The organism is Neobacillus rhizosphaerae (assembly GCF_937468385.1).
Lineage (GTDB): Bacteria > Bacillota > Bacilli > Bacillales > Cytobacillaceae > Neobacillus > Neobacillus rhizosphaerae.
This window is the reverse complement of sequence record NZ_CALBWS010000012.1, coordinates 88,831-115,191: the sequence shown is the minus strand read 5'-3', so window position 1 is coordinate 115,191 and position 26,361 is coordinate 88,831. Positions and strand designations below refer to the sequence as shown.

Below are 26,361 nucleotides of genomic sequence, written 5' to 3'. Positions count from 1 at the left end.
ATGAGATTTCCCATAGCGCAAGCTAGTAAGAACCCTGAAAGATGATCAGGTTGATAGGTCAGAGGTGGAAGCGCGGTGACGTGTGGAGCTGACTGATACTAATCGTTCGAGGACTTAACCATTTATTATTTGATTGACTCGTGTTTACCAACAACTTCTTCTACATTATCTAGTTTTGAGGGAATGAAACCTCAACCAAATAGTCTGGCAGCAATGGCGAGAAGGTCACACCCGTTCCCATACCGAACACGGAAGTTAAGCTTCTCAGCGCCGATGGTAGTTGGGGCAGGCGCCCCTGTGAGAGTAGGACGCTGCCAGGCTATGCAGCCCCAATTGGGGCTATTATTTTGCGGAAATTTATTGTTGGCCCGTTGGTCAAGCGGTTAAGACACCGCCCTTTCACGGCGGTAACACGGGTTCGAATCCCGTACGGGTCACCATATGGAGGATTAGCTCAGCTGGGAGAGCATCTGCCTTACAAGCAGAGGGTCGGCGGTTCGATCCCGTCATCCTCCACCATAAGTGAATATTACATTTGGCGGTGTAGCTCAGCTGGCTAGAGCGTTCGGTTCATACCCGAAAGGTCGGGGGTTCGACTCCCTTCGCCGCTACCAAATGAATTTTAGGGATTGTTTTTTTGATAATGGAGGAATACCCAAGTCTGGCTGAAGGGATCGGTCTTGAAAACCGACAGGCGGGTCATACCGCGCGGGGGTTCGAATCCCTCTTCCTCCTCCATATATTTTTTTGTACAGTCCATGTAAACTATGAGCATGGACAAAACATAGTATTTTTTATTGTCGCGGGGTGGAGCAGTTCGGTAGCTCGTCGGGCTCATAACCCGAAGGTCGCAGGTTCAAATCCTGTCCCCGCAATATAGTCTAGTAGTTTAGTTGGTTTGAATGCCTGCCTGTCACGCAGAAGGTCGCGGGTTCGAGTCCATTTAGGCCCATAAGCTTTCCTGTCAACATCCGAAGATTTTTTAGTTTTTGACGATATATAATAAACGATAACTACAATAATCCTAGAGCACCTCTAACAAGGTGCTTTATTTATTTTTGCATATTTCATCACAAAAGCGGCGAAGAATAAGGATTGAGAAATGGATGGAAAATCAGCTGCCTCGATTTTCAAACGTTAAGAGAGTTCACTAAAAGAAAGAAGGTATGGTTCGTGGCATATAGAATTAAAGATATGATGATTTCAGAAACGGAATTAAAAAAAAGAGTGAAGAAACTAGCAGAGGAGATTGAAACTGATTTTAACAATGAACCAATCTTCCTCATCATTGTTCTTAAAGGATCTTTTGTATTTGCGGCTGATTTGATCCGCGAGATGAAGGGAGAAATTAAAGTCGATTTCATCTCAGTTTCCAGCTACAGCGACCAGACTGAAACAACTGGGAAAGTAAAGCTCTTGAAGGATCTTGATGCTAATATTACCAATCAGAATGTATTAGTGGTTGAGGATATTATAGACAGTGGACTTACCCTGCATTTCCTGCGGGATCATTTGAAAATGCATAAGCCGAAACAAATTAAAATTTGCACTCTATTAGACAAGCCTGAAAGAAGAAAAATAGCATTGCCTGTTGATTATGTTGGCTTTGTAATCCCGGACGAGTTCATTGTGGGGTACGGAATTGACTACGCACAGAAGTATAGAAATTTACCTTATATCGCTACGGTTGAAGAGTACTAGAACTCCTTTAATAATAAAACAAAGGATACTGCGCTAACACAGTATCCTTTGTTTTATTTATTTTCCTCTAATAATCTCCAAAATCTGTTAATCGCAATAAAAGTCGATTATACAAGTGAAATAAGTATTTCATCTAATCGTATTATTTTAATAATTCTCCACGTTATCGGAACTCTTAGCCTTTTGATCTGTTGCTTTAATATGCTACCAGTTCGGTTGATGCAAGATTGCTTTTTACAGTGCTTCCTTAATCACCTTTTTGTAATAGAGAACAGATAGGATTCCGAAAATCGAGTACAATCCGGTATAGATGACCATGACGATAATCATTGGTGTCCACACCTCTGTTCCGAATAAGAACCATCCTGATTGAACGGCGAAATAGCTATGGAAGAGGCCAATGACTAAAGGAATTCCGAAATTAAACACTTGCTTTGCTTGAATGCCTTTTAATAAATCCCCCTGAGTAAAACCGAGCTTTCTTAAAATCGTATAATTCGGCTTTTCCTCTTCACCCTCACCCATTTGTTTAAAATAAAGAATACATCCAGATGTAACTAGAAACGTTAATCCTAAAAATCCAACGATAAACATGATGAGGCCCATTGTTTTTTTCTGCGAATTGCTGATTTCCAAGCGTGAAGAAAATATATTGTCATCATTAACATTCATCTTTTTAAAAATATCATTTGCTTTTTCGAGATTTGCTTCATCTTTTAACGTAATCCCGATAAAGATGGAGGATTCCTTCTGAATGGCAGGATTTACGTCTTTCTTTAGACGCTCGAAAACCGTTTCATCGACAATGGCAATTGGCTCCCCGCCGTTTGTAAAGTAAGAAGAAACGACGAAATCCTTTTTTAAACCTAAGTATTTGAGGGGAATCGCTTCGTTTTGCCCTTTCATTTCTATGTTACCTGAATCCTTTAGCTTCATAAATTTCTGCAGTAAATCATTATAGCCGGTAAAAATAGTATCCCCCTCAGACACATCGATATTTTTAACAGCCTTATCACTTATAACAGGAATGGGCATAGCCTTCGGATCAAACATTAACTCTTCCAGATTTATATCCAAAATTTCCTTAAGATTCGCATTCACCTGAATAACGTCAATCTTATTTTCATTAAACGGAATGTCATTCGTAGCTAATTCCTTTTTGAATTGAGCAGCATTTTCCGTATCTATGAATGAAAAATCGCCTGCGACATTATTTTTAGCCATTTTTTCTGCTGAATAATAGGAGATATAACTTAAAGACAATAACCCAATCGCTAGGGCCGATACTGTTGTAATGATTGTTAATAATAAGGCATTCGATTTCATCCGAAACATAATCGAGGATAGTGATAATACCTGATTAATATTTAAATAACCATCCTTCTTTTTCCGAATGAGGTTAAAGATAAAACTGACTGACCCTTTATAAAAAAGATAGGTTCCGATAATGACAGACCCAAGAATAAAAATCATGGCTCCAAAAAGTTCAGTCATGGTGGTAAAATCGCCGCCAAACAGTTTCGATGAAACATAGTAGCCTGAAACAATCGAAATCAACCCAATAATCCCGATGATGATTTCAAAGACAGACATCTTTTTCACTTTACCTTCCGTTGAAGAAACTACTCTAAATAACGAAAGGATACTCTGTCTTTTAATAAACACATAATTCATCAGCATGATAAACAGATAGATGGCACAAAACACCACAACTGTTTGAATCAATGCTTGTGAAGAGAAGTTTAGGGAAGCGACTGCGTCTATACCTGTAATTTTAAACAGAATCATCAGAATTAATCTAGAAACGGAAAAACCGATAAAGGTTCCGATGACTAATGAACCAAAATAAAGGATGAAATTTTCGGCAGTCAGGATGTTGAATATCTTGCTTTTTGTCATCCCGATTAATTGAAATAGCCCAATCTCCTTACTGCGGCGTTTAATAAAAATGTTATTGGCATATAGCAGAAAGATGGAAACAATCGCGACGAGTAAGATAGATGCTGCCCGAATCGCAGCGGCCCCTTTAATGGAGTCTTTTGTTTCGTTCATCGCCGGATCATATTGCAAGGTGACAAAGGCGAAATAAAGGGCAACACTAAAGATCAGCGCAAACACATAAAGATAGTAATTTTTTAAATTCTTTTTTAGGTTGCGAAAAATGAGTTGGTTAACGCTCATTTGGGACACCGCCTAATACACTTTGGGTTTTCATGATATCTTTAAAGAACGTCTGCCTTGATTGTTCTCCTTTATTTAATTGTGTGTAAATCCGTCCATCTTTGATAAATATAACCCTGCTACTGAAGCTTGCTGCCACCGGATCATGCGTAACCATCACAATCGTTGCTTTTCGGTTTTGATTTAATTCGCTTAATTTGTTTAGCAAATCGGATGCCGATTTTGAATCGAGTGCACCGGTTGGTTCGTCAGCGAAAATAATGCTTGGTTCGTGAATAAACGCCCGTGCTGCAGAGGTACGCTGTTTTTGACCGCCGGAAATTTCATTTGGATACTTATCCTTGATGTCATGAATACCCAGTTCCGTTGCCACCGCATTAAATTTTTCATCGGCTTCTCTTTTAGATACCTTCGTAATCGATAAAGGAAGCAGGATATTTTCTTTGACTGTTAATGTATCTAGAAGGTTATAATCTTGAAAAATAAAGCCCAGGTGATGCTTGCGAAATTCAGCCAGCTGCTTTTCCTTCATCGCTGTCATTTCTTTTCCTTCAATTTTGATGGTCCCGCTGCTCACCTTATCAATCGAGGAAAGAACATTGAGCAAGGTTGTCTTCCCGGAACCCGAGGCACCCATGATGCTGACGAATTCCCCTTTTTCAACGGTAATATCAATCCCTTTTAATACTTCTTGTTTATTTAATTTATTGCCATAGCTTTTATGAAGTTTATTGGCTTCTAAAATATGCATACTGACACGCTCCTTAATTTCGATAACCTTAGTATAAATGGTAGGATGATTCCAATCCTTCGATTGGGCGAACAAATCATAAAAGCATGTGACATTGTTGTCACATGCCTGCAATATGATTGAATTCATTCCTTTTTGGAAAGGTTAATGTAAAATTAGTTCCTCTTCCAAGGTCTGAGTGTACATCAATATGGATTAATAATGCCTTGGCAATTCTTTTTGTTAAATACAATCCCATGCCTGTTGCGGCGTTGTCATGATGAGCAGTCGTCGAGGTAAAACCCTTCTCAAAAATACGCGGCAGGTCCTTAGGATCGATGCCACGTCCATAATCCTTTACTTCAAGGACTGTTTGCCCGTCTTTTTGAAAGCTTTTAATTATAATGTCGGATGATTCACTGTATTTCACCGCGTTTGTCAACAGCTGTCTGATTATAAAAGAAAGCCACTTGGCATCGGTTAAGACTGTAGGTGCCTCTAAATCAACATCAAAGCCAATGCCCTTTTGCATACACCAGGATTGTAACGTTTTAATCTCTTTAAAAAGTAACGCCTTTAAATCGGTTTTTTCAATATATAAATCATTCTCCATAAAGGGGATCCGCTTTTGGTGAAGCTGGTTATCAAGAAGCAGATGAATTCGTAACCATTCATGAGTTAATTGGGCCTTCATCCGTTCATCGTCTACGCGGTCAATCATTAGATGCATCGCTGTTAACGGTGTCTTGACTTCGTGAATCCAAGCTAATAGGTCATCCTTCTCCTGTTCTAATATCAGAAAGTTTTGCGATGCTTCCCGCTTAAGCCATTCTGTTTGCTTCACAATACTTCTTTCGATCATTTTTTCAAAGGGGCTTTCAGGATGCGCTATATTGGTTAAATCAAGATTGTTCTCCCATTCCGCTAAACTTTTGTAGAACTTTGTTTCCTTATGATAGCGGAAAATCAAAAAGATACTAAAAACGAGCATGGATAGGAAGATAATATAGAAGAATGGCATCAAGGGAAGCGCCCTATCGAGATAAGCCACAAAAAGAATGAGTACTTGAATAAATAAGAATAGAAAAATCCAGCTTCGCCTTTCAATTAAATATTTCTTAATCATAACTATTTTCCTCTTCAATCGCGATGTAACCCTGCCCAATCTTCGTTTCGATATAGCGTCCTAAACCAAGCTCGTCCAATCTTTTTCGCAAACGATTAACATTGACCGTTAAGGTGTTATCACTGACAAAGCGCTCATCCTCCCACAGGCTTTTAATCAAGTCTTCTCGGCTGACAATCTTATTTTTTTGCTCAATCAGCCTTTTTAAGATAAACGTTTCATTCTTTGTCAGTTCAACCATACCCACAGCATTACTGACCGTATTTTTCTCATAATCCACCGTGGCACCACACCATGTTTTGAGAGTAATTTGCTCGGTATTGTAATTATAGACACGGCGAAGAATTGCCTGTATTTTCGCAATCAGCACATCAAAATGGAACGGTTTTTGAATAAAATCGTCAGCACCAAGCTGCATCGACATTACCATATCTGTCGGATGGTCACGAGATGATAAAAATAGAATCGGAACATTCGAATGGGAGCGGATCATCCGGCACCAATGGAAGCCATCAAATTTCGGCAATTGAATATCAATCACAACTAAGTCAGGTTTTATCGCCGTAAATTCCTGCAGGATCTGGCTAAAATCAGTAATCCCGTACACATCATAAGACCACCCAGTTAACCGTTCTTTCATTTCATTAAATAATGTTACATCATCTTCAATTAACAAGAGTTTAAACAACGGATTCACCATACTTTTTTATCTACTTTAAAATAATTGTATAGTATATCCTATTTCTGTGCTATAGGGGAAGGCGGCTGTTTCCACTAACATATAGAATGAATCCAGGGATTTTGGAAAATGAATCCGCTTGACAAGAAAAATAAATTTTACTATCCTTTTATATTATAGACTAATCAATTTTGTTCGTATAACTCCAATGATATGGTTTGGAGGTCTCTACCAGGAACCAATAATTCCTGATTACGAAGAAAGTACATGGACTTGTATTTTCTTCGTAATCAGGAATTTTTTTTTTTTTTTAGAAAAAATTTAAGATAATTTGAGGAGGACAACTATGAATTTTTCACTATTACCTAAAATTGAACTTCACTGCCATTTAGATGGAAGTCTTAGACCTGAAACCATTATTGATATCGCAAAGCAAGAGGGTATCCGGTTACCGTCCGTGGAAATAGAAGCGTTAGAAAGAGAACTCATTGCTCCATTAAATTGTGAATCCCTTGATGAATACTTGAAAAGGTTTGCCATTCCCAATTTAGTCATGCAGTCAAAAGAAAACCTAAGAAGAATTTCCTTTGAACTTTTTGAGGATGCAGCACAGGAAAATGTGAAATATATGGAGGTAAGATTTGCTCCGTTACTGCACACTGTCAAGGGGTTATCTGTCGATGAAATCATCGAGAGCGTCATAGATGGTATGAAGGACGCAGAAGCTCAGTTCGATATAAAAGGGAATATCATTCTATCATGTATGAGAACCATGTCAGTGGAAAGTGCGTTTGAGGTTGTAGAAGATGGTAAGAAATTCCTTGGAAAAGGGGTTGTGGCCATCGACTTATGTGCATCTGAAGAGGAAGGCTTTTGCGGAAAATTTGTTGAACCGATTGCCTTAGCTAGAGAATATGGCTACCGAGTCACCATCCACGCTGGTGAAACTGGAATTGGAAAAAATGTTCTGGAAGCTGTTGAACTTCTTGGTGCTGAAAGAATCGGGCACGGCGTCTTTATTAAGGACTGTGTGGAGGCGTATGATGTCGTTAAGGAAAAACAAGTGGTGCTTGAAATGTGCCCAACAAGTAATGTTCAAACAAAAGCAGTCCCTCAATATAGTGAACATCCAATCTATCAGTTCCATAAGGATGGCATAAAAGTAACGGTTAATACAGACAACAGAACTGTATCGGATACAACGATGGCGAATGAATGTACAGTTGTTTTTAATGAATTTAATATAAATGAAGAGGATTATCAGCAAATTTATCTTACGAGTGTGGAAGCATGTTTTGCTGATGGAGAAACAAAAGAAAAGCTGAAGAAATATATATATAATGGCGAACAGTGACATCACTGTTCGCCATGCGTTGCTTTTCGAAAGTAGAAAACTAATAAACGAATATTAAAATCTATATTGAACATAGATAAATTAATATTAAGTTTCTACAACTATCTGTTTTTCTTTTTCGACTTCCATGGCTGATACAATATAGGCAAACCCATTCAATAAAAAGTAAATGACATTAGATTGTACCCGTTCGTTTTCCCCTAAATAAGTATTTATAATTATCGTAAAAGAATATAAAACCACAAAAAATAAAGCAATTTTATTAAAAAATATCATTCGATAACAACCCCCTGTATTAGGATTCTTACCTTTATCATATTTACGCTAAGCAGGTATTATGCTAGCCGTGATTTTGGATTTCTCTAATAGGCCAACCTGTAAGAGCCCGTTGAGAATCCCATCTTTAGAAGAAGAAGTAGTGATGACATCTGCAGCGGCCTTTGCTTCGGGAACCGCATTTCCCATTGCGATTCCCGTGCCAATGGACGTTAGCATTTCTAAGTCGTTCAAACCATCTCCAAATGCAAAGCTGTTCTCTATGTTAATATCCAACACCTCAAGCAGCTTGTGGATGCCGACTGCTTTGGAAGCCCCCTTTGGAAGGATATCATAAGCATAGTCATGCCATTTGATGAATCTAAGATCAGGAAACTGGTCTACATACATTTGTTTATCTTTACGGCCACAGTAGAGATGTCCTTGATAAATAGCTCTATTTTTATAAAATTCTTCGTCCACTTCAGGATAGGGCATCATCAATGAATCAAAGCTTGCCTCGATATATGGATGGTTTCTTTTGCTAACCTTAAAGTCGTGGTGGCTGCAATAAGCTAAGGCATGACCGTTGCTTGTAGTAACCGAAGTAAGAGATTGCACTATTTCAGAGTTAATCGGGTTTGAGTAAATTTCTTTTCCCTCAAACACCACGTATTGGCCATTCATCGATACATAAGAATCAATATTTAATTCCTTTTGAATCCAATAACACATCTTCGGTACTCTCCCCGTGGCAATCACGGTGTGAATTCCTTTATCCTGCAGTAAACGTACAGCTCTCTTCATGGAATCAGGAATTATTTTTTCTTCATTTAAAAGTGTTCCATCAATATCAAAAAACACAATTGTTTTTTTCATTTCCCATACCTCCAGTAAAACACAACACAGCCGTTACGCTCAGTTTCCCGGTTACGCCGACTAGGTGTTGCGTCGTCTTGCAAAACTAGCATATTTTATGAAACGCGTTTCAGGTCAAGAGATTTGATGAAAGTTTTTGGTTGGGGTAAATGACTTACTGTCGGATAGGAGGCAGTAACTGTCGGCTAAGTCCCTGTTACCCGAGGATGCAAAGAATCTAAGCCAGCAAAAAGACTTGGTGACAAATTCAGCCCCAAGTCTGGTAATCCATTCATTTTGGTGTCCAGCACCACTAAATTTCAGACTGTTTCACGTTCAATCAATGTAACGGGTATTTCTTGATAGGCAGCTTCTTTGCTAATGTTTATTCCTTGAAGAAATAATTTCCTGCCTATATCCACAAGCGGAATTTCAATAGTCGTGATATTCATCATCTTTGCGATGGGTTGATTATTGAACCCTAATAGTGCGAGGTCGCCTGGTATCGAAATATTTCGATTTTGCGCACAGGTTACTATCCCGGCAGCAACCTCATCACTTGTCACCAGCAAGGCCGATGGCGGATTAGACATTTGTTGGATTCGCTCAATTACTTGTTCCCCGTCCTCAAAATGAGTACAGTGCTCAAAAATGTATGCAGGTTCATAGGGCAAATGATAGTTTTCAACAAAATCCTTAAACGCCAATTCTCTCTGTCTACTATTAGTACCTGATTTCCGGCCAATACAATAACCAATTTTGCGATGACCCTTTTGATAAAGGTGTTCTAATGCAATCATGAAACTTTTATAGTGGTCAACAAATGTTGAGGACACCCTTTTCCCGCGCGTATCTTCACATAAAATAATCGGGCCATAAAGCAAATACGCTTCGATTGTCGACCAACTGCATTTTCTCGAACAGATAATTAAGGCATCAATTTGCTTTTGTTTTAACATTTGTAGAGCTTCTATTTCTCTAGTTTCCAAGTAGTTGGTTTGGAATAATACCAGTTTGTAGTTGTTTTCTAATGCTTCACTGGCCATCCCTTTTATTAACAAAGCAAAATAAGGATGATCAATGTAAGGAACAACCACACCCACAAGGAACGATTTCCCCGTACTTAAGTGGACGGCATTAATATTAGGCTGATAATTACTTCGATTAATAGCTTCTAAAACAGCATTTCTTTTGTCCTCACGCACATAAGGATGATTATTTAGCACACGAGAAACCGTGGTTACAGAAACACCGGCCATCTTTGCTAAATCTTTAATGTTTGTCATCCAATAACCTCTTCTCCCTTCCTTTGCTTTTACTTTACATGAACCTGTGGAATAAATGAATCAAGATTATTTAGAAGAGCTAAAAGGGGAGCACTATCTAGGTATAGATGGTGCATGTAACAGAAGAAATAGAGGGCTTTTCGCCCGTTATTTCAGGGTGAAATGTCCGTTTTATGTTTTACTGATATTTCTCATATTATTCCATGGAAACAGGCAATCTAAGAGAGACAACGTTGAATGTTTTCTACCCAACCTAGGAATTATTCTATCCGAAAAAATAGTGTTGTGACAGAGCTGGAAAAAGTAAGGGTGTGAGAAAATGTCAGAGACCGATATGTCGAAATACGAGAAGAAAATAATCATCCGTAACATCCGCCTTGAAGACATTGATGCCATTATTGCGTTAGGGAAAACTTGCTTCCCTAACATGGATCCATGGAAGCGAGAGCAATTGGTGAGTCACATTCGAATATTTCCTGAGGGTCAATTCTGTGTCGAATATGAGGACAAGATAGTAGGTTCCTGTTCAAGTCTTATCGTTAATTTTAACGAATACGACGATCAGCACACGTGGGACAGCATCACGGATAATGGCTTTATCACTAATCATGACCCCGATGGCTTCAACTTATACGGGATTGAAGTGATGGTGGATCCGGAATATCGGCGGATGAAACTAGGACATCGCCTTTACGAAGCCCGCAAGGAACTCGCCGTTCGCTTAAATCTACAAAGCATTATCATTGGCGGAAGGATCCCAAATTACCACAAGTACAAGGATGAAATGACAGCTCGCGAATATGTGGCAGCGGTTGAGAAGCACAGCATCTATGACCCCGTGTTGTCCTTCCAGCTCCTGCAGGGATTTACCATTAAACGGATCAACACAAGGTACCTTCCAGATGACTTGGCATCTGCTTCAGTGGCGACCTTAATGGAATGGAACAATGTCGATTATCGGCCCAAGAATAAGCGTATTTATCGGACAGCTTTTCCAGTTAGAATTTGCGCTGTCCAGTACATGATGAAAAAAATTGACTCATTTCAGGATTTTAAGAGACAGGTCGAGTACTATGTCGATGTCGCTGCTGATTTCGAATCGGATTTTGCCGTATTCCCGGAGATATTTACAACCCAATTGATGTCATTTCTCGAAGAAAAACGCCCCGATCGGGCCGTTCGCCGGCTTGCGACTTATACAAATCAATACGTTGAGTTGTTTACCCAACTGGCTGTCCGCTATAACATCAATATTGTCGGTGGATCCCATTTCGTCGAAGAGAATGGGGATGTATACAATGTAGGTTTTCTATTCCGCCGTGACGGCACAATTGAGCAACAAACGAAAATTCACGCAACACCCAATGAGCGCAAGTGGTGGGGGATTGCCGAGGGAAACGAAATACATGTGTTTGACACAGATTGTGGAAAGATAGCGATTCAAATTTCGTACGATATCGAATTTCCCGAACTCGCAAGGCTTGCAGTTGATAAAGGGGCAAACATTATATTTGTTCCTTTTTGTACGGAGGATCGTCAGGGCTACCTTCGTGTTCGTTATTGTGCCCAAGCACGAGCGATTGAGAACCACGTCTATACCTGTATTGCTGGAACCGTAGGCAACTTAACACATGTAGAGAATATGGATATTCAATATGCCCAGTCTGGAATTTTCTCACCTTCTGATTTTGAGTTTGCAAGGGATGGGATTGTTGGAGAATGTGATGCCAATATTGATACGGTTGTTGTAGGTGATGTTGACCTTGAAAAGTTAAGACGTTCCCGAAATTCCGGTTCATTGCGCCAATTGCACGACAGGCGGCATGATTTGTATCGAATTGAATGGAACCAGGCAATGTCGGATTAAATCAGGAAAGCTTTTCGTCTATTTTTGGAAGAGAAAAAAGGACGATTATGGTTGGCATAATCGTCCTTGCTGAAGTTATTTACTTATTCGCTTTGCTAACTTTCAATTTCTTTCCTTTGATTGGTGTATTTTCCATGGCTTGTAGGACTAGTGAACCCTTTCCATTAAGAATATCAACATAGGACAAATGATCTTGGATCGTTATAATGCCGATATCATCTGCTGTTACTCCAGGGATTTTTGCGATTGTTCCAACAAAATCCACCGCACGAATCTTCTTCTTCTTCCCGCCGCTGAAATGGAGTTTCATGATACCTTGGTTGATTCGGGCTGTTTTATTATTTCTGACTACTCGCCGGCCGCTGATTTTTTCTTCGAATGCGTCCTTTCCTTTTGCAACTTCCTGTGGCGAAGGGGCTTCTGTTTTAGGTACCTCAAAGCCAATGTACCTTTCAATTGCTTTAACGAATTTTCCTTCATAAGGTGTCGCAAACGTAATCGCTTTTCCTGTATTGCCCGCACGGCCGGTTCTTCCTGTTCGGTGGACATAGCTTTCTTTTTCCATGGGAACGTCATAGTTGATGACAACTGTCACATTATCTATATCAATTCCACGTGCCGCAACGTCGGTGGCTACTAAATAACGAAAATTCCCCATTTTGAAACCATCCATCACGGCAAACCGGTCCTGTTGTTCTAATCCACCATGGAGCCGTTCACATGAATAATTGGATGCTTCCAATTCGCTATACACGGTATCAACGTGTTCTTTTGTTCGGCAAAAAATAAGACAGCTGTCTGGATTTTCAACTACGGTTACGTCTTTAAGAAGAGATAGCTTATCTTCTTCTTTCACTTCTATTAAAGTGTGTTCAATGGTGTCTGTAGTGATCCCGGCAGAGGCAATTTCAATATTAATAGGGTTTTTCATATATTTATGACAAAGGTTTTCAACATCTTTAGGCAATGTGGCGGAAAATACCATCGTTACTCTGTTTGCAGGGAGAGCATTAATAATCGTTTCAACGTCGTCGATGAAACCCATATTCAGCATTTCATCCGCTTCATCAATAATTAGATACTTTACTCCGTCTAAAGCGAGCGTTTCTCTATCAATATGGTCGATGACTCGACCTGGTGTCCCAACAACGACATGAGTCTTTTGCTGCAGTTCTTCCTTTTGTTTTGAAAAAGGTTCTTTTCCATAAACGGCCATCGCTTTAATCCGTTTAAACCTGCCAATATTCGTGATATCCTCACGAACTTGAACAGCAAGCTCCCTGGTGGGTGTCAGTATTAATACCTGTGGTTTTTTTTCTTCCCATGTTATCAATTCGCAAACGGGGATGCCAAAAGATGCCGTCTTACCGCTGCCTGTTTGCGATTTCACGACCAAATCTTGATTTTTCAATGCAAATGGTAGGACTTGGCCCTGAACCTCTGTGGGAGTATCGTATTTTAACACAGCAAGAGCTCTCATTATTTCCGCGCTTAAATGATAATCCGCAAAATTTTTTTCATTCATGTAAGTAACCTCATTTTTTTGTATTATCCGACTCCTATATAGGATTTCTCTCAAAGAAATATCATATGCAAAATCCGAATATGGTTCATTATACAGGAAAAGCCCGACAATTCGGCTCGAATTTTTAAAAAGGAGTACATGACATTTATCATGCCCAGCACATGACACCTGCTACTAACAAGTTGATCTCCTTTCCACTATACTTTGATTAACGACACAAATTGAAGGGAAATTCAAATAAATGACAATAGAAAATACGAAAAATTTGCGAAAACAAGTGGCTCCTTTTGAAAAATCAACGACAAAAGAAAGTGTATGGCAGATTATTAACACGGTCGTGCCATTTATTATTTTATGGTCCCTTGCCTATTTCAGTCTTTCCGTTTCCTATTGGTTGGCGCTAATTCCCATTGTGATTGCTGCCGGGTTTTTGACAAGGATTTTCATCATTTTTCATGATTGTACCCATCATTCCTTTTTTAAAAGCCGCCGTGCCAATCGAATAGTTGGAACTGCTATGGGTGTGTTAACGATCTTCCCATTTGATCAATGGGGACATGAGCATTCCGTTCATCATGCAACAAGCGGTAACCTGGATAAGCGGGGTACAGGCGATATTTGGACCCTAACAGTAGATGAATATTTAGCAGCACCACTTAGACTTCGACTAGCTTATCGTTTTTATCGCAATCCATTGGTAATGTTTGGACTAGGCCCAATTTATGTTTTCCTTTTAAAAAATAGATTTAACCGTAAAGGTGCCAAGAAGAAGGAACGAAATAACACTTATTTGACGAATGTTCTAATTGTCACGTTGGTTGGATTACTCTGTTGGGCACTCGGCTGGCAGTCGTTTCTTTTAGTACAGGGCTCGATTTTCATGATTTCAGGAGCAGCAGGCATTTGGCTTTTTTATGTCCAGCATACCTTTGAAGATTCCTATTTTGAAGAAGATAAAGAGTGGGAATATGTGAAAGCAGCAGTGGAAGGGAGTTCTTTCTATAAGCTTCCAAAAGTTTTGCAATGGCTCACAGGAAATATTGGCTTCCATCATGTCCATCATCTTAGCCCTAGGGTGCCAAACTATAAACTTGAAGAGGCGCATAAAAATACGCTTCCATTAAAAAACGTTCCAACCATTACCCTTGGAACAAGCTTGCGGTCACTTCGTTTCCGTTTATGGGATGAGAAAAACAAGAATTTTGTGGGCTTTAAAGAGGTCAAAGCTATTGCTAAAAATTATATTTCACCTCAAGTTAAACCTGAGATATAAACGTCACCAAAAATAGCTGGTCCCCCTAAATTTCGGTACCAGCAAATCAAAATAATCTTGAGAACTCTTTTCTGATACGGGAAAGAGTTTTTTTTTTGTTTAATTATCGCGTCCTGTTTACTACATAAATATTTAAAACTTTGACATACTGTTAAAAATAATGTACATTACCAAATGTACGAACGTTTTTATAAAATTATTATTAAATATTCGTGTTTAGGGGTGCGATTCATGGAAAATGTGTTTGATTACGAAGATATTCAATTGATTCCAGCTAAATGTGTAGTAAATAGCCGATCTGAGTGTGATACATCTGTAACCTTAGGCGGACATGCCTTTAAGTTACCTGTAGTACCTGCCAATATGCAAACGATTATTGATGAAAAGATAGCCCTTTACTTAGCGGAAAATGGTTACTTTTATGTAATGCATCGTTTTGAACCAGAGAAGCGACTTTCTTTTATTAAAGATATGAAATCACGTGGATTATTTGCATCTATTAGTGTCGGTGTCAAAGAGGAAGAATATCATTTCATCCGACAATTAGCAGATGAACAGCTCACACCGGAATACATTACGATTGATATCGCACATGGTCATTCCAATGCCGTGATCGAGATGATCCAGCATATCAAGAAACACTTACCGCAAAGCTTTGTTATTGCCGGAAATGTTGGAACTCCAGAAGCTGTAAGAGAATTAGAACATGCTGGTGCTGATGCGACAAAAGTAGGCATTGGACCAGGAAAGGTATGTATCACGAAAATTAAAACGGGCTTTGGCACGGGTGGTTGGCAGTTAGCTGCCCTAAGATGGTGTGCAAAGGCTGCGAGTAAGCCGATTATTGCAGACGGAGGGATTCGTACACATGGTGACATCGCAAAATCTGTCAGATTTGGTGCCTCGATGGTCATGATTGGTTCGTTATTTGCCGGACATGAAGAATCTCCAGGAGAAACCACTGAGAAAGATGGAAAGCGCTATAAAGAATACTTTGGATCAGCTTCGGAATTTCAAAAAGGTGAAAAGAAAAATGTAGAAGGCAAAAAAATGTTTGTGGAGTACAGAGGTTCATTAACAGATACATTGATAGAAATGGAACAGGATCTTCAATCCTCTATTTCATATTCAGGAGGCAATAAGCTAGAAGCCATCCGTAATGTAGATTATGTCGTTGTTAAGAACTCCATCTTTAACGGTGATAAGGTCTATTAATGATTTAATTTGGAATTGTTAGATGAAGCGTTGACCAAAATGGATGGTGCGAGGCACCATCCATTGATTGTAAATATTTTTTGGCAATGTTTTTGAGGGTTCTAGAAAGTTTATCAGGAATCCTTCGTTTTCCGACAAAACAGGAAGATGGATGCTATTGTTTGCTTATTTTATTAAGAGGAGAGTTTTTAATCGTACCAATCCTCTTTATCCTTACGTCAACCTTTAACTCTACCGGTAGCTCTTTATATTGTTGATTCCAATTGCTCTTTGCCTGTTTCCAGTAATCAGGATTGGAACGATGGAGGGCTTCACCAAACCCAAATAGATCTGTTTCAAAATTTTCTTGGGTTACCTTTAAGGTTTCTCGAATCATTTTTTTAATATTATTCTCTGCTTTTGTTTCTAAATCGCTAATGGTTTCTGGTTTCATTAAATCAAGTGTCTTACACTGTACATTTCCAACATTTGCTTCTGCCTTATATTTAATAATGCCTTTCGGTCCGTCTTTTGTGACTACTGTTTTTATATCAGATTTTGTCCGTATCAATTCAATGGCAGTTTTTCCTTTCTTTGTACAGGGGACTTCTAAAATTGTACTTTTTACATTCCCTAAAGCTTCATTAAGGCCTTTACTCTCCTCTTCATTTAACCAACCAATCAATTTATCTCCCTTAAAAACACCAATGTCTTTGTATTTCAATCTTGTGTAAGGTTCCGTTCGTTGAACATTTTCTATTACTTCGCCTGTTTGTTCTTCGCCTTTTAATGTAATTCCAGTTAATTTGGCATCAATTCCAGGACTAACCAACTCCGTGATCAGTTGGTCCAATGTTATCGTGATCGTAGGTGACCACGATTTCTGTGATGCCTCCAGTGAATCATATAGTTGATTGACTGGGATTTTTTCTAAGGCCGTTAATACTCTTAAAATTTCTCCACCTTTTGCTTCTTTAGCTACAGTAATATAAAAGTCTGTTCGAAATTCTTGATCCCTTGTTAAAGCGTCTAATGTCTCACCGATTCCTTCTCGTGCTAACTCTTCACCATACACGAGAAAACGAAGATGAGAAAAATACAGTTTTCTTGGCGAAATCGTTGTAATTCTTCTAATTGCCTCAAATAAGGTATCCCCTTTGTCTTGATAAACGACAACGGGGGCTTTCCCGCTTGTTCCTTGCTTGGCAGCGATCTCCCCCGGATTTACCACTTGTACTGTTACGATAAATTGATCATCTGATTTATCAATCCCTAATCCTACCACGATGGCGAGTTCATTTAATTCTTTTCTGTTCCAACAGCCTGTGAGAAGGATGAGAAAGCTAATAGAAAGTATGACGATTATCCGTTTCATTCACTACTCCTTTTTTGCTTCTTTTATATACGTTTTATAATCCCCAAAAAGTGGCTGCATTACGCGAATAAAGTACCAAATATTGTAGAGTATAGAGGGGTAACTTCCCGTTTCATAAATCCAATCGAATTTGATCCTCCTAGAAGGTTTATATCCTATTCCTTATGGTGAATAATGGATTAGATAAGAGTGATGTAAGAAAAAGAAGGAGAAATCCAAATGTTGGGTGTTGTAGGAGTGTTAGTGGTAGCTATCATTATACTAGTGAAGGAAATCCCGTACCTTAAAAAAAAGAAGCTGAAAAGAGAAGGGTGGGCATTTTCGATTTTACTGCTATTTGCGGTAGGATTAGGCATAGCCCAAAGTTTGCATCTAAACATTCCGAACCCTCTAAACGGACTTACCTTTATTTTTAAGCCACTTAGCAAAATATTAAATGAATGGCTAAAATGAGGTGCATGGGGATGAGTTATTCTAACAAATAAGGTTTGATAGGAAGTTGGAATTAGGTGAATAATATAAAAATTAGTGCGCGTCAATTTGCAATATTTGTTATATTATTTTCTATAGGGTCGACGATATTATACATTTCCAGCAGCATGTCTCAAGAATTAAGACAAGATGCTTGGATTGGAGCTGCAATTGGCACTGGCCTAAGTTTATTACTAATGCTTCTATACATTGCAATTGGGAGAATATTCCCGAATATGACACTTGTCAAGATGAATGAAAAAGTTTTTGGCAAGTGGATCGGCAAGTTGGTTTCTCTTTCTTTTATTTTCTTTTCATTTTCTACCGCGGCATTACTGCTTTCCGATGTTGGAAATTTCCTAGCGATCCAGATGATGCCAGAGACACCAAGTGAAGTTACCCAAATTCTTTTTGCTTGCATTGTGATCATGGGAATTCGCCTTGGACTCGAAACGTTAGCTCGTTCTGCAGAGATATTATTTTCCTGTTTCATTGTGCTTTTTATTATTTTTGTGGTCTCATTATTTCCTCATGTTGAGCTTAAAAACATACAACCTATTTTTGAATCAGGGATAAAACCTTTAGTAAGGTCATCTTTGTTGTTTATGAGTTTTTTTTCCTTGCCATTAGTGGTTGTTTTAATGATTTTTCCTGCTTCTGTAAATCAGCCGAAAAATGCTGAGAAAAAATTATTTATCGGGGTCCTAATTGGTGGAACCTGTTTAACAATTTTGATTGTATTAACGATTATGGTTTTAGGCCCTGATCTAAGTGCTGCTCAGATGTACCCAAGTTATTCATTGGCTAGGAAAATAGAAGTTGGGGGTTTTTTGCAACGGGTAGAAGCCATCATGGCCGCTATGTGGTTTATCACGCTTTATTTTAAATTTGTGCTCTATTTTTATGCAGCTGTGATCGGTCTTGCCCAAACATTGAGCTTAAACGATTACCTTCCCCTTACACTGCCATTAGGGATGATCTTAGTTTTGCTTTCCTTTATGATTAATCCTAATGTAGCCTTTGAGAGTGCTTATGATAAAGAAGTTTGGATAGTATACGCTTTATCATATGGACTTGTTCTTCCTTTTCTCCTCTTAACAGGTCAGATATTACGAAAAATTATCCAGGGAAATAAAAATCAGTAAAGCTCCCCATATAGGTTAAGGTTGCTTTACTGATAGTCCATATGCCTCGCAAAAGAAGCTTCCGCTTTTCTTATGATTCTGGTTTTGGTGCAGGCGAGTCTTCACGTTTCATATTTAACTGACTAATTAAACGAGGGCGTGAAAACATGGCCCATCTGGGAAATCGGAAAATTGCGTCCTTTTGATCATCTTTAATAAAGGGGCCAAATGGAGCCATATAAGGGACTCCAAAGGAACGTAAACTGCACATATGAAGAACCATGGCAATTAACCCCACAATGATTCCAAATAATCCGAAAGAGGCAGCAAGTGCCATAAAAGGAAATCGTAATATTCTTATTGCAATTGCCAATTCATAATTATTCACGGTAAAACTTGAAATAGCGGTAATCGCCACCACAATGACCATGGCAGCAGAGGCAAATCCAGCTTCTACCGCTGCTGTTCCTATGACTAATGTTCCTACAATAGATACTGCCTGACTAATCGCTCGCGGCATTCTTAACCCAGCCTCCCGTAATATTTCAAAGGTGAGTTCCATGGCGAGCGCTTCAATAAAGGCTGGGAATGGAACACCTTCCCGTTGGGCAGCAAGTGAGATAAGTAATTGGGTTGGCAGCATTTCCTGATGGAACGTTGTAATCGCAATATATAATGATGGAGCTAGTAATGCGATAAAAAGACCAAAATATCGCAAAAACCGAAGGAGAGTAGCGATGTCTGCACGGTTATAATAATCCTCAGGTGATTGTAAAAATTGAGGAAATACGACTGGTACGGTCATCACAAAAGGTGTTCCATCAACAAGAATGGCAACACGTCCCTCTAAAAGATCGGCAGCGATGGAATCTGGTCGTTCAGAATGGAACATGGTAGGAAAAAGTGTCCAGGTTTTATCCTGAATTAATTCTTCGATGTAGCCAGATTCTAAAATACTGTCAATACTAATTCGATCAAGACGCTTTCGGACTTCTTCCACAACCTTATCATTGGCAATTCCTTTTATATGCACAATGGTTACACCGGTTTTCGTTACTTTTCCAATTTTCCTAGTTTCAAACCAAAGGTTATGATCTTTGATTCTTTTTCGAAGCAACGAGGTGTTGACGCGTAAATTTTCTGTAAATCCCTCCCTAGGCCCTCTGACCACGGATTCCGTAGCAGGTTCTTCAACGGATCGTTCTTTTCCGCCTTGCATCTCAATTGCAAAACCCTGTTGATATCCATCAAATAAAAGAATTACTTTAGCAGATAAGAGGGAATCTATCAGTACCGAAATATCCATTACATCCTGAATATCACCAACTGTTAACACCATTTCCTTTAAATAGGACAATAGTGGTAAACCGGTAGAGTCTTGTTCTGCTTGGATATCCGTCGTTCGTAAATCGATCATTAACGATTCCATAATGAAGTTTTGGTGCGCTTGGCTATCAATCAAGCCATCTGTATAAAGGAGGCAACACCTAACCTTTCCTTCTTTTCCAATCCGGATTTCTCTTGTTATAATATCGTCACTGTTTCCAACCATTTCTTTTATCTTGTTAATGTTTTCATTTAAACTTACTTCGATCGCATCGTTTTTTGCTTGGGTTTGGCTATTTTGACTATTTTTTTTATTTGCGTTTTTTTGTAAATCCTCCCACTTTTTTTTAATTGTCTGTTTATTTTTACCTTTAAAAAAGCTCAAACTAGGATCCCTCTTATTCCTTATTATTTACGGTTATTATTTCCACTTTAATAGAGTATATTCCCAGAATTATTAGTTGCTAGAAGTCAGTAAATGGTCCTAATAGAAATTACAGATAGGAGTGTTAACAAGGCATTTTATCTTGAAAAGGGTGGATTGGGTTTAAGGTAGGAGATAAATGTTAAAAATAGTTAATATGGAAATCGTTGTACGAGCAGGAAGGGTATCTAAGCAAATGGAAAAAACAAAGATCGATCAAAAGCAAATGTTTTCTCTGATGTTTTTATTTATTTTAAGTTCCATTGTTACTGATTTGGCATCGAATGCTAAACAAGATGCATGGATATCCATTTTCATCGGTATGTTGGGTAGTCTTGCTTTATATTTCTTTGTTTATTGCCAGATTTTCAACCACTATCCTACTCTTCCTTTTACAGGAATTTTAGCAAAAGCATTTAGTAAATATATCGGTGTGCCATTGTCCCTTGTGTATATTGGCTATTTTTTCTATCTTACCTCCAACGCTACACGTCATTTAGGGGATACGATTACCACCCATATTTTATCGGAAACACCAATACCCGTTGTTAATTTTATCGTGCTGTTACTTATTTCTTATGGCTGCTATTTAGGAATTGAAGTATTGGGAAGAACGGCTGAAATTTTACTTATTTGGATGTTTATTTTTGGATTAATCGGAAATTTAACAGTTGTAGCTTCAGGAATCATTAAAATAAATAATCTTCAGCCAATTTTAGAAAAAGGCTGGCTGCCTGTTCTAAAACAAGCTATCCCATTATCTTTCTCCTACCCTTTTGGAGAAATTTTTCTTTTCTTAATGTTCCTTCCATATTTAAATAGACCTGAATTGGCAAAAAAGACAGGTTCAATTTCTATTTTATTCAGTGGGTTTAGTCTTACTTGGACGTTTCTACTTATCATTACGGTTCTTGGACCCTTAGGGGCAGAAATTACCGATATTCCGTTGCTGAGTATGGTTGGGAAAATTAATGTCGGCCATATTATTCAGCGAATGGATTCGATAGTTGTTGGAACGTTTGTTGTCGGTTTTTTTATAAAAATTAGCCTTTATTTTTATGCTGTTGTTATTGGGTTAACCAATGTTTTTAAATTGAAAAGGTATCAGAGCTTTATTATCCCTGCAGCATCTCTTATCTTTATTTCTACCTTTTTTATAGGGAAAAATAATGTTGAATATTCGAGATTTAGATTAGAAAAGCTTCCATATATGGTTGAGCTGCCACTTCTTATCGGAATACCACTCATAGTACTTTTTACCTTATGGGTACGTAAAGGTTTAAGGAAATCGTAGTCTAAAAACGAATGTATAAAAGGAAAGATTGATTATAGTTATAAATTGGTTCATGTTAATGGCAGCATCATTGTTGGGGTCGATATTGACTTGTATATGTCTTCTGTTATTTGCCCGTCCCATGATCAAAAGATTTGTTGCGACATTTACAAATATATTAATGAAGGATCCTTATGCGGAAAACATTTGGGAAATGGTCACCGCTATAACTCGTATAAATCCCAGAATGGTCATAGGAAATAATTTGCTCCGGTCAATGAGAGAAGTTCTTAATGCCCGAGAAAGGTAAAAATGCGGCAGCGCGGTCAATAAGAGATTTACATAAAGCCCGAAAAAGGGGAAAAGAGTACCCTCACGGTAAATGAAAGAGAGTTTCATTTACCGAAAAGAGAAAAAGGCACCTGCTCGCTCGATAACTAAAGGAGGTTCCTACTACTCCTATAGTTCAATCGCCGCTAAAAAGGCACGCTGCACTTTTTTACCATTACTACGCTTTAATGAGAATGAACACTAGTTTCTTCCATCCAATATGCCTCTCTAATATTAATCTGCTTACGAATTTTACGGATCACTTCGATCGTGATTTCTCCTTCTTCGTACAAATTCTGGACTTCATCCCGTTCTGCTTGGAATGCTTTAATACGAAGCTCCCGTTGCATATGTGTGTAATGAATAGGATCAGCGCCTTTTTTCGCTAGCTTAAACTTCATGACCATCTCATTGTATTCCCCAATTAATAATAAATATATATCTTCATTTTCAGGAGTCATATGATCGTTCAAATACCGAATCGCGGCTTTGGCCATGCTGACTTTTAGTTGAATGATTTTTTTAGTTTTTACCTGGTGATGTTTATGCCGATCCTGGTTTTTCGGCACGAACAGGTGAAATAGTTTGTATACACTTCTTTTAAAGATGGTCCAAAAGAACAATCTTCGATACTGTATACGATTTGTTACGGCTAGCCTCATCCGATGAATATGTTCTTCCATCAAATAAGTCGTTTCTCGATCAACTTGTCCCTCTTTTTTCAATCTTTCAATGTTGTGGGCTTCCTCATCTAAGGCCTTCATGCGAATGTCAGTTTCCGCTAATTTTTGGAGTTCCCAGTGTTCATCACTTACATTCTTCAGGCGATTGCGAATTTGATTGTAAGTCGAGATGACTGATACTGCAGCTCCACGGTTGTCGTCATTCATCAATTCGCGGATCGAGCTGATGGCAGCATCAATCGTCCGGATTGTAGCAATCCTTACCATTTCCTCTCTCAATTCTTCCGTTTTCCCTTTTTCCGACCTTGCAAGTATCGGCAAGAAGAGGCTCGCAACAAGTAGTGTGACCAAGATAACCCCAGCCGCAATAAAGATGATTAATGAGCGTTCGGGAAAGGGACTTCCATCTGCAAGAACATATGGAATGGTAAAGGCACCGGCCAGTGTGACAGCCCCTCTTACACCCGAAATGGTCGTAATGCAGATAGATTTCATAGAAGGCTTTTGGAATTGCTGCTTTTTGAGCTGCCATCCGCCCCACCATGATGCACAAATCCATAAGAAGCGAAGAAGTATAAGGGCAGCTGTAATGATGACAATATATTTGCTCACTTCAAAATTGTTAAATAACGGATTTTTAAAAATTTCATTCGTTACATTGGGGATTTGCAAGCCTAACAGCACAAACACCAAACCGTTCAAAATATAAATAAGTACTGTCCATGTACTTTGAGATACCACTCGTAGCTGCATCGCAGGTGCTTGATCACGATCCCGATAAATAGCATGGACAATGCCGGCAGCTACAACTGATAAAATGCCGGAGAGATGAAAATGCTCAACTATGTAAAAAATGACGAAAGGAGTGAGGAGCTGGATGAGCATGTGAATGGTTACATCCTCCATACCTAGCCGTCGAATGAAAATTTTCAGCCGAATAATAAGGTATGCAAGAATGGCTCCTCCTGCCAGACCGCCAATCGAAATGACTAAAAAGCTCCAGCTTGCTTCTGCCAATGAAAAAACACCGGTGACTGTTGCTGCTACGGCAAATTTAAAGGCAACTAGACCAGAAGCATCATTCATTAGTCCTTCCCCTTCAAGAATGTGCATAATCGTTTTTGGTATCTTCACCCTACTTGAAATAGCGCCCACGGCTACAACATCTGTAGGAGATAGAATGGCTGCCAACGCAAAAGATGCAGGCAATGGAATCGACGGGATAAGCCAATGAATTAAGTATCCAATAGCAAATACAGTGACAAACACAAGACCGAGAGCAAGAAATAAAATCGGTTTTCGTAATTTCCATAAAGCCTGCCGTGAAACATTTTTTCCATCATGAAAAAGTAAAGGGGCAATAAATAGAACGAAAAACAATTCCGGCTCCATTGGAATTTGTATTCCTAGCGGAAGTGAAGCAAGCAAAACCCCTAAGGCAATTTGAATAAGTGGCACCGGTATGAATGGCGTAAAATGATTGACGAAATTAGACAGCCCGATGAGCGCAAGTAATAAAAGTATGATTAGAAATAATTCCATAGCATGTCTCCTCTTTTATATGTAGTGTGAAAGAACCGTATCAGTTGGGTAACAAAGGATTCCTGTATCCGTTTTCTCCATTACATTAAGATTCACCATATTGAACAAAGTAATAAGTCCCCTTTTTTGAAACAAAAGAATTTTTTTGTAATAAAAGAAATTTTAACATAAGAACAGCAAGGAAAAAAAAGTTAGAAATTAAGACATCGTGCCTGACCCAAATCATTAACACAAGGGGTTTAGGTACCAATTTCCTCATATATTGTAAAAAAATAATTGATGTAGGAACAATAATAGTGTATCATACATAGTATAAGATATAGTGTATGATGCATAGTATAAAACAAATGAGGTGAATAGATGAGTTCTTTATTGAATTCTTTGACGACGGAGTTAAGAAGGGGGACATTGACATTAGCTGTGTTAAGTCAGCTTAGAACTCCTCAATATGGATATTCACTTGTCCAGTTATTGGAAAAGAGTGGTATCACGATTGAACAGAGTACGTTATATCCTTTGCTTCGTCGTTTAGAAAAACAAGAGTTAGTGACGAGTAGTTGGGATACATCTGAAAGCAGGCCGCGAAGATATTATGTATTAAGCGAATTCGGCACAGAGATTTTTCAACAATTAAAGAATGAGTGGGAAAAGACGTCCCAGGAACTTTACACTCTATTGAAAGGAGAGGGAGAAGATGAAGTTGATTGAGCTTTATATACAGGAGGTAACGAGAAGGCTGCCAGAAAAAAACAGGGAGGACATTGCTCTTGAGCTAAAGTCAACCATTGAGGATATGCTGCCAGATGAATACTCGGAGGAGGACGTTAAGTCGATCCTTGAACAACTTGGTAACCCCGCGATCCTTGCAAGTGGGTATCGAGATCGACCGATGCATCTAATTGGCCCCCGTTACTTTGATCTCTATATCCAGCTGTTAAAAATGATTTTACCAATAGCTGCAGCGATTTCACTGTTTTCATTGGCTGCTAATAATATTTTGTCCTATGGTGGAGAGGGAGCAGTGCTAAATCTTATTCTACATGTTCTTGGTGAGGGTATTAGGGGCATTCTAAGTACGGGTATGCAAGTGTTTTTCTGGCTAACCTTGGTATTTGCCATTCTCGAACGCACGGATCATGCAAAAGCTCCAATTCCATTAACACAAAGCTGTAAAGAATGGTCACCAGATGACTTGAAGAATATACCCTATATCCCCAAGGAAAAGGTGATTTCCAAGGTCGAAGTGTTTGGTAGCTTACTTTGGACGGCGATCTGGGCAACCGGTTATTTTTACGCTGCTAATCTACTTGGTGTGTATGAAAAAGGGAGAGAAGGCCTTGAATTTGTAGCACCTACATTCAATCAGGAAGTTTTACATTCCTATTGGCCCTTAGTGGTGATGGTGATCGGCCTGGAGGTTGCAACTGCCATCTACAAATGGATAACAGCGCAATGGACAAAAAAAGTAGCTAGTCTAAATATGATTCTCCAGTTGATATCTTCAATTGTATTTATTGTTATTTTCAGTAATCCCCATTTATTCAACATAGCATTCGTCCAGTATCTAACTGATTTATTCAGTTTTAGCCATAATCCAAAAAACTCAATTTATTGGGGAGCAATGATCATATTCGTTATATTTGCAGCCATCGACTCCTACAAAGGCTTTCGAAAAGCTAATATTCGTAAAGGACCTGCGAAATCACAGTCCATTTAAAGTGACTGGGATAGGTATGACTCAAACAAAAAAGGGGGGATAATCATTATTCCCCCTTTTTCTTACT

At 38.8% G+C, this 26,361-nt stretch carries 21 protein-coding genes, 5 tRNA genes, 2 rRNA genes and 1 riboswitch; of the genes, 17 read left to right on the top strand and 11 right to left on the bottom strand.

Translation table 11 applies throughout. The features are described 5' to 3' along the window. From M5A78_RS11235 to hpt, 8 genes are all read left to right on the top strand, one after another. Window positions 1–122, top strand: a 23S ribosomal RNA gene (locus M5A78_RS11235); the annotation flags it as partial. A gap of 81 nt (window positions 123–203) precedes the next feature. Continuing rightward, a 5S ribosomal RNA gene (gene rrf, locus M5A78_RS11230) occupies window positions 204–320 on the top strand. 45 nt (window positions 321–365) lie between these two features. After that, window positions 366–440, top strand: a tRNA-Glu gene (locus M5A78_RS11225). 3 nt (window positions 441–443) lie between these two features. Next, window positions 444–519 (top strand) — tRNA-Val (locus M5A78_RS11220). An 18-nt stretch (window positions 520–537) separates the two neighbouring features. After that, window positions 538–614: transfer RNA gene (locus M5A78_RS11215), tRNA-Met, on the top strand. Between the two features lie 31 nt (window positions 615–645). Further along, a tRNA-Ser gene (locus tag M5A78_RS11210) sits at window positions 646–738 on the top strand. Window positions 739–801: 63 nt separating this feature from the next. Continuing rightward, window positions 802–875, top strand: a tRNA-Met gene (locus tag M5A78_RS11205). Between the two features lie 298 nt (window positions 876–1,173). Next, on the top strand, window positions 1,174–1,701 hold the full coding sequence (gene hpt / locus M5A78_RS11200) for a hypoxanthine phosphoribosyltransferase (RefSeq protein WP_248735362.1): 528 nt from the start codon (window positions 1,174–1,176) through the stop codon (window positions 1,699–1,701). A gap of 234 nt (window positions 1,702–1,935) precedes the next feature. Here the strand turns inward: hpt and M5A78_RS11195 are convergent, their stop codons facing one another. The 4 genes from M5A78_RS11195 to M5A78_RS11180 all read right to left on the bottom strand — a co-directional run bounded on the left by M5A78_RS11195 (window position 1,936) and on the right by M5A78_RS11180 (window position 6,426). Beyond that, window positions 1,936–3,882 (bottom strand): FtsX-like permease family protein, encoded by a 1,947-nt coding sequence (locus tag M5A78_RS11195; protein ID WP_248735361.1) that lies wholly within the window; start codon window positions 3,880–3,882, stop codon window positions 1,936–1,938. Next, window positions 3,872–4,633 carry an ABC transporter ATP-binding protein gene (locus M5A78_RS11190; RefSeq protein ID WP_248735360.1) on the bottom strand — a complete coding sequence of 254 codons (762 nt, stop codon included), beginning with the start codon at window positions 4,631–4,633 and terminating at the stop codon, window positions 3,872–3,874. The genes M5A78_RS11195 and M5A78_RS11190 overlap by 11 nt, the downstream gene beginning before the upstream one ends. A 100-nt stretch (window positions 4,634–4,733) precedes the next feature. After that, entirely contained in the window at window positions 4,734–5,738 is a 1,005-nt protein-coding gene (locus M5A78_RS11185) for a sensor histidine kinase (RefSeq protein ID WP_248735359.1), read from the bottom strand. Further along, window positions 5,731–6,426, bottom strand: coding sequence for a response regulator transcription factor (locus tag M5A78_RS11180; protein WP_248735358.1), 696 nt, complete (start codon window positions 6,424–6,426; stop codon window positions 5,731–5,733). Before M5A78_RS11180 ends, M5A78_RS11185 begins: the two co-directional genes overlap by 8 nt. A 166-nt stretch (window positions 6,427–6,592) precedes the next feature. Further along, a riboswitch (purine riboswitch) is annotated at window positions 6,593–6,692 on the top strand. A gap of 71 nt (window positions 6,693–6,763) precedes the next feature. Here M5A78_RS11180 and add point away from each other — a divergent pair. Continuing rightward, window positions 6,764–7,771: an adenosine deaminase gene (gene add, locus M5A78_RS11175; RefSeq protein WP_248735357.1), complete on the top strand. Its 1,008-nt coding sequence runs from the start codon at window positions 6,764–6,766 to the stop codon at window positions 7,769–7,771. An 87-nt stretch (window positions 7,772–7,858) separates the two neighbouring features. Here the strand turns inward: add and M5A78_RS11170 are convergent, their stop codons facing one another. From M5A78_RS11170 to M5A78_RS11160, 3 genes are all read right to left on the bottom strand, one after another. Next, window positions 7,859–8,047, bottom strand: coding sequence for a hypothetical protein (locus M5A78_RS11170; RefSeq protein ID WP_248735356.1), 189 nt, complete (start codon window positions 8,045–8,047; stop codon window positions 7,859–7,861). Window positions 8,048–8,095: 48 nt separating this feature from the next. Next, window positions 8,096–8,905 (bottom strand): Cof-type HAD-IIB family hydrolase, encoded by an 810-nt coding sequence (locus tag M5A78_RS11165; protein WP_248735355.1) that lies wholly within the window; start codon window positions 8,903–8,905, stop codon window positions 8,096–8,098. Window positions 8,906–9,204: 299 nt separating this feature from the next. Further along, complete coding sequence (locus M5A78_RS11160) at window positions 9,205–10,170, bottom strand: LacI family DNA-binding transcriptional regulator (protein ID WP_248735354.1); 966 nt, start codon at window positions 10,168–10,170, stop codon at window positions 9,205–9,207. Window positions 10,171–10,489: 319 nt separating this feature from the next. Between M5A78_RS11160 and M5A78_RS11155 the strand changes: the two genes are divergently transcribed. Then, window positions 10,490–12,037 carry a bifunctional GNAT family N-acetyltransferase/carbon-nitrogen hydrolase family protein gene (locus tag M5A78_RS11155; RefSeq protein ID WP_248735353.1) on the top strand — a complete coding sequence of 516 codons (1,548 nt, stop codon included), beginning with the start codon at window positions 10,490–10,492 and terminating at the stop codon, window positions 12,035–12,037. A 79-nt stretch (window positions 12,038–12,116) separates the two neighbouring features. Here the strand turns inward: M5A78_RS11155 and M5A78_RS11150 are convergent, their stop codons facing one another. Next, complete coding sequence (locus tag M5A78_RS11150; RefSeq protein WP_248735352.1) at window positions 12,117–13,562, bottom strand: DEAD/DEAH box helicase; 1,446 nt, start codon at window positions 13,560–13,562, stop codon at window positions 12,117–12,119. 241 nt (window positions 13,563–13,803) lie between these two features. On the opposite strand from M5A78_RS11150, the gene M5A78_RS11145 reads away from it, so the two are divergent. Together M5A78_RS11145 and guaC are read left to right on the top strand one after the other, a co-directional pair. Beyond that, window positions 13,804–14,835 carry a fatty acid desaturase gene (locus tag M5A78_RS11145; protein WP_248735351.1) on the top strand — a complete coding sequence of 344 codons (1,032 nt, stop codon included), beginning with the start codon at window positions 13,804–13,806 and terminating at the stop codon, window positions 14,833–14,835. Between the two features lie 231 nt (window positions 14,836–15,066). Beyond that, on the top strand, window positions 15,067–16,050 hold the full coding sequence (guaC, locus tag M5A78_RS11140; protein ID WP_248735350.1) for a GMP reductase: 984 nt from the start codon (window positions 15,067–15,069) through the stop codon (window positions 16,048–16,050). 154 nt (window positions 16,051–16,204) lie between these two features. Here the strand turns inward: guaC and M5A78_RS11135 are convergent, their stop codons facing one another. After that, the gene (locus M5A78_RS11135) at window positions 16,205–17,404 is read right to left on the bottom strand and encodes a Ger(x)C family spore germination protein (RefSeq protein WP_248735349.1); all 1,200 of its coding nucleotides are present in this window, start codon (window positions 17,402–17,404) and stop codon (window positions 16,205–16,207) included. Between the two features lie 219 nt (window positions 17,405–17,623). Between M5A78_RS11135 and M5A78_RS11130 the strand changes: the two genes are divergently transcribed. Then, a complete protein-coding gene (locus M5A78_RS11130) occupies window positions 17,624–17,857 on the top strand; it encodes a hypothetical protein (protein ID WP_248735348.1) in 234 nt (77 codons plus the stop codon). A gap of 56 nt (window positions 17,858–17,913) precedes the next feature. Beyond that, window positions 17,914–19,020, top strand: a complete 1,107-nt coding sequence (locus M5A78_RS11125) for a GerAB/ArcD/ProY family transporter (protein ID WP_248735347.1) — start codon at window positions 17,914–17,916, stop codon at window positions 19,018–19,020. 70 nt (window positions 19,021–19,090) lie between these two features. On the opposite strand, the gene M5A78_RS11120 is transcribed toward M5A78_RS11125, so the two are convergent. Next, window positions 19,091–20,677 carry a spore germination protein gene (locus M5A78_RS11120; protein ID WP_406603689.1) on the bottom strand — a complete coding sequence of 529 codons (1,587 nt, stop codon included), beginning with the start codon at window positions 20,675–20,677 and terminating at the stop codon, window positions 19,091–19,093. A gap of 211 nt (window positions 20,678–20,888) precedes the next feature. On the opposite strand from M5A78_RS11120, the gene M5A78_RS11115 reads away from it, so the two are divergent. Next, complete coding sequence (locus tag M5A78_RS11115) at window positions 20,889–22,043, top strand: GerAB/ArcD/ProY family transporter (RefSeq protein WP_248735345.1); 1,155 nt, start codon at window positions 20,889–20,891, stop codon at window positions 22,041–22,043. A 494-nt stretch (window positions 22,044–22,537) separates the two neighbouring features. Here the strand turns inward: M5A78_RS11115 and M5A78_RS11110 are convergent, their stop codons facing one another. Further along, window positions 22,538–24,577 (bottom strand): Na+/H+ antiporter, encoded by a 2,040-nt coding sequence (locus tag M5A78_RS11110; protein WP_248735344.1) that lies wholly within the window; start codon window positions 24,575–24,577, stop codon window positions 22,538–22,540. Window positions 24,578–24,937: 360 nt separating this feature from the next. On the opposite strand from M5A78_RS11110, the gene M5A78_RS11105 reads away from it, so the two are divergent. Beyond that, a complete protein-coding gene (locus M5A78_RS11105) occupies window positions 24,938–25,285 on the top strand; it encodes a PadR family transcriptional regulator (RefSeq protein WP_248735343.1) in 348 nt (115 codons plus the stop codon). Beyond that, window positions 25,272–26,294, top strand: coding sequence for an HAAS signaling domain-containing protein (locus M5A78_RS11100; protein ID WP_248735342.1), 1,023 nt, complete (start codon window positions 25,272–25,274; stop codon window positions 26,292–26,294). Before M5A78_RS11105 ends, M5A78_RS11100 begins: the two co-directional genes overlap by 14 nt. The last annotated feature ends 67 nt before the right edge of the window (window positions 26,295–26,361 follow it).

Coding starts and splice junctions, on each gene's coding strand:
- M5A78_RS11110 (WP_248735344.1), bottom strand. CDS start 24,577: ATGGAATTATTTCTAATCATACTTTTATTACTTGCGCTCATCGGGCTG.
- M5A78_RS11160 (WP_248735354.1), bottom strand. CDS start 10,170: ATGACAAACATTAAAGATTTAGCAAAGATGGCCGGTGTTTCTGTAACC.
- M5A78_RS11155 (WP_248735353.1), top strand. CDS start 10,490: ATGTCAGAGACCGATATGTCGAAATACGAGAAGAAAATAATCATCCGT.
- M5A78_RS11135 (WP_248735349.1), bottom strand. CDS start 17,404: ATGAAACGGATAATCGTCATACTTTCTATTAGCTTTCTCATCCTTCTC.
- M5A78_RS11165 (WP_248735355.1), bottom strand. CDS start 8,905: ATGAAAAAAACAATTGTGTTTTTTGATATTGATGGAACACTTTTAAAT.
- M5A78_RS11190 (WP_248735360.1), bottom strand. CDS start 4,633: ATGCATATTTTAGAAGCCAATAAACTTCATAAAAGCTATGGCAATAAA.
- M5A78_RS11100 (WP_248735342.1), top strand. CDS start 25,272: ATGAAGTTGATTGAGCTTTATATACAGGAGGTAACGAGAAGGCTGCCA.
- M5A78_RS11170 (WP_248735356.1), bottom strand. CDS start 8,047: ATGATATTTTTTAATAAAATTGCTTTATTTTTTGTGGTTTTATATTCT.
- guaC (WP_248735350.1), top strand. CDS start 15,067: ATGGAAAATGTGTTTGATTACGAAGATATTCAATTGATTCCAGCTAAA.
- M5A78_RS11105 (WP_248735343.1), top strand. CDS start 24,938: ATGAGTTCTTTATTGAATTCTTTGACGACGGAGTTAAGAAGGGGGACA.
- M5A78_RS11195 (WP_248735361.1), bottom strand. CDS start 3,882: ATGAGCGTTAACCAACTCATTTTTCGCAACCTAAAAAAGAATTTAAAA.
- M5A78_RS11115 (WP_248735345.1), top strand. CDS start 20,889: ATGTTAAAAATAGTTAATATGGAAATCGTTGTACGAGCAGGAAGGGTA.
- M5A78_RS11150 (WP_248735352.1), bottom strand. CDS start 13,562: ATGAATGAAAAAAATTTTGCGGATTATCATTTAAGCGCGGAAATAATG.
- M5A78_RS11185 (WP_248735359.1), bottom strand. CDS start 5,738: ATGATTAAGAAATATTTAATTGAAAGGCGAAGCTGGATTTTTCTATTC.
- M5A78_RS11145 (WP_248735351.1), top strand. CDS start 13,804: ATGACAATAGAAAATACGAAAAATTTGCGAAAACAAGTGGCTCCTTTT.
- add (WP_248735357.1), top strand. CDS start 6,764: ATGAATTTTTCACTATTACCTAAAATTGAACTTCACTGCCATTTAGAT.
- M5A78_RS11130 (WP_248735348.1), top strand. CDS start 17,624: ATGTTGGGTGTTGTAGGAGTGTTAGTGGTAGCTATCATTATACTAGTG.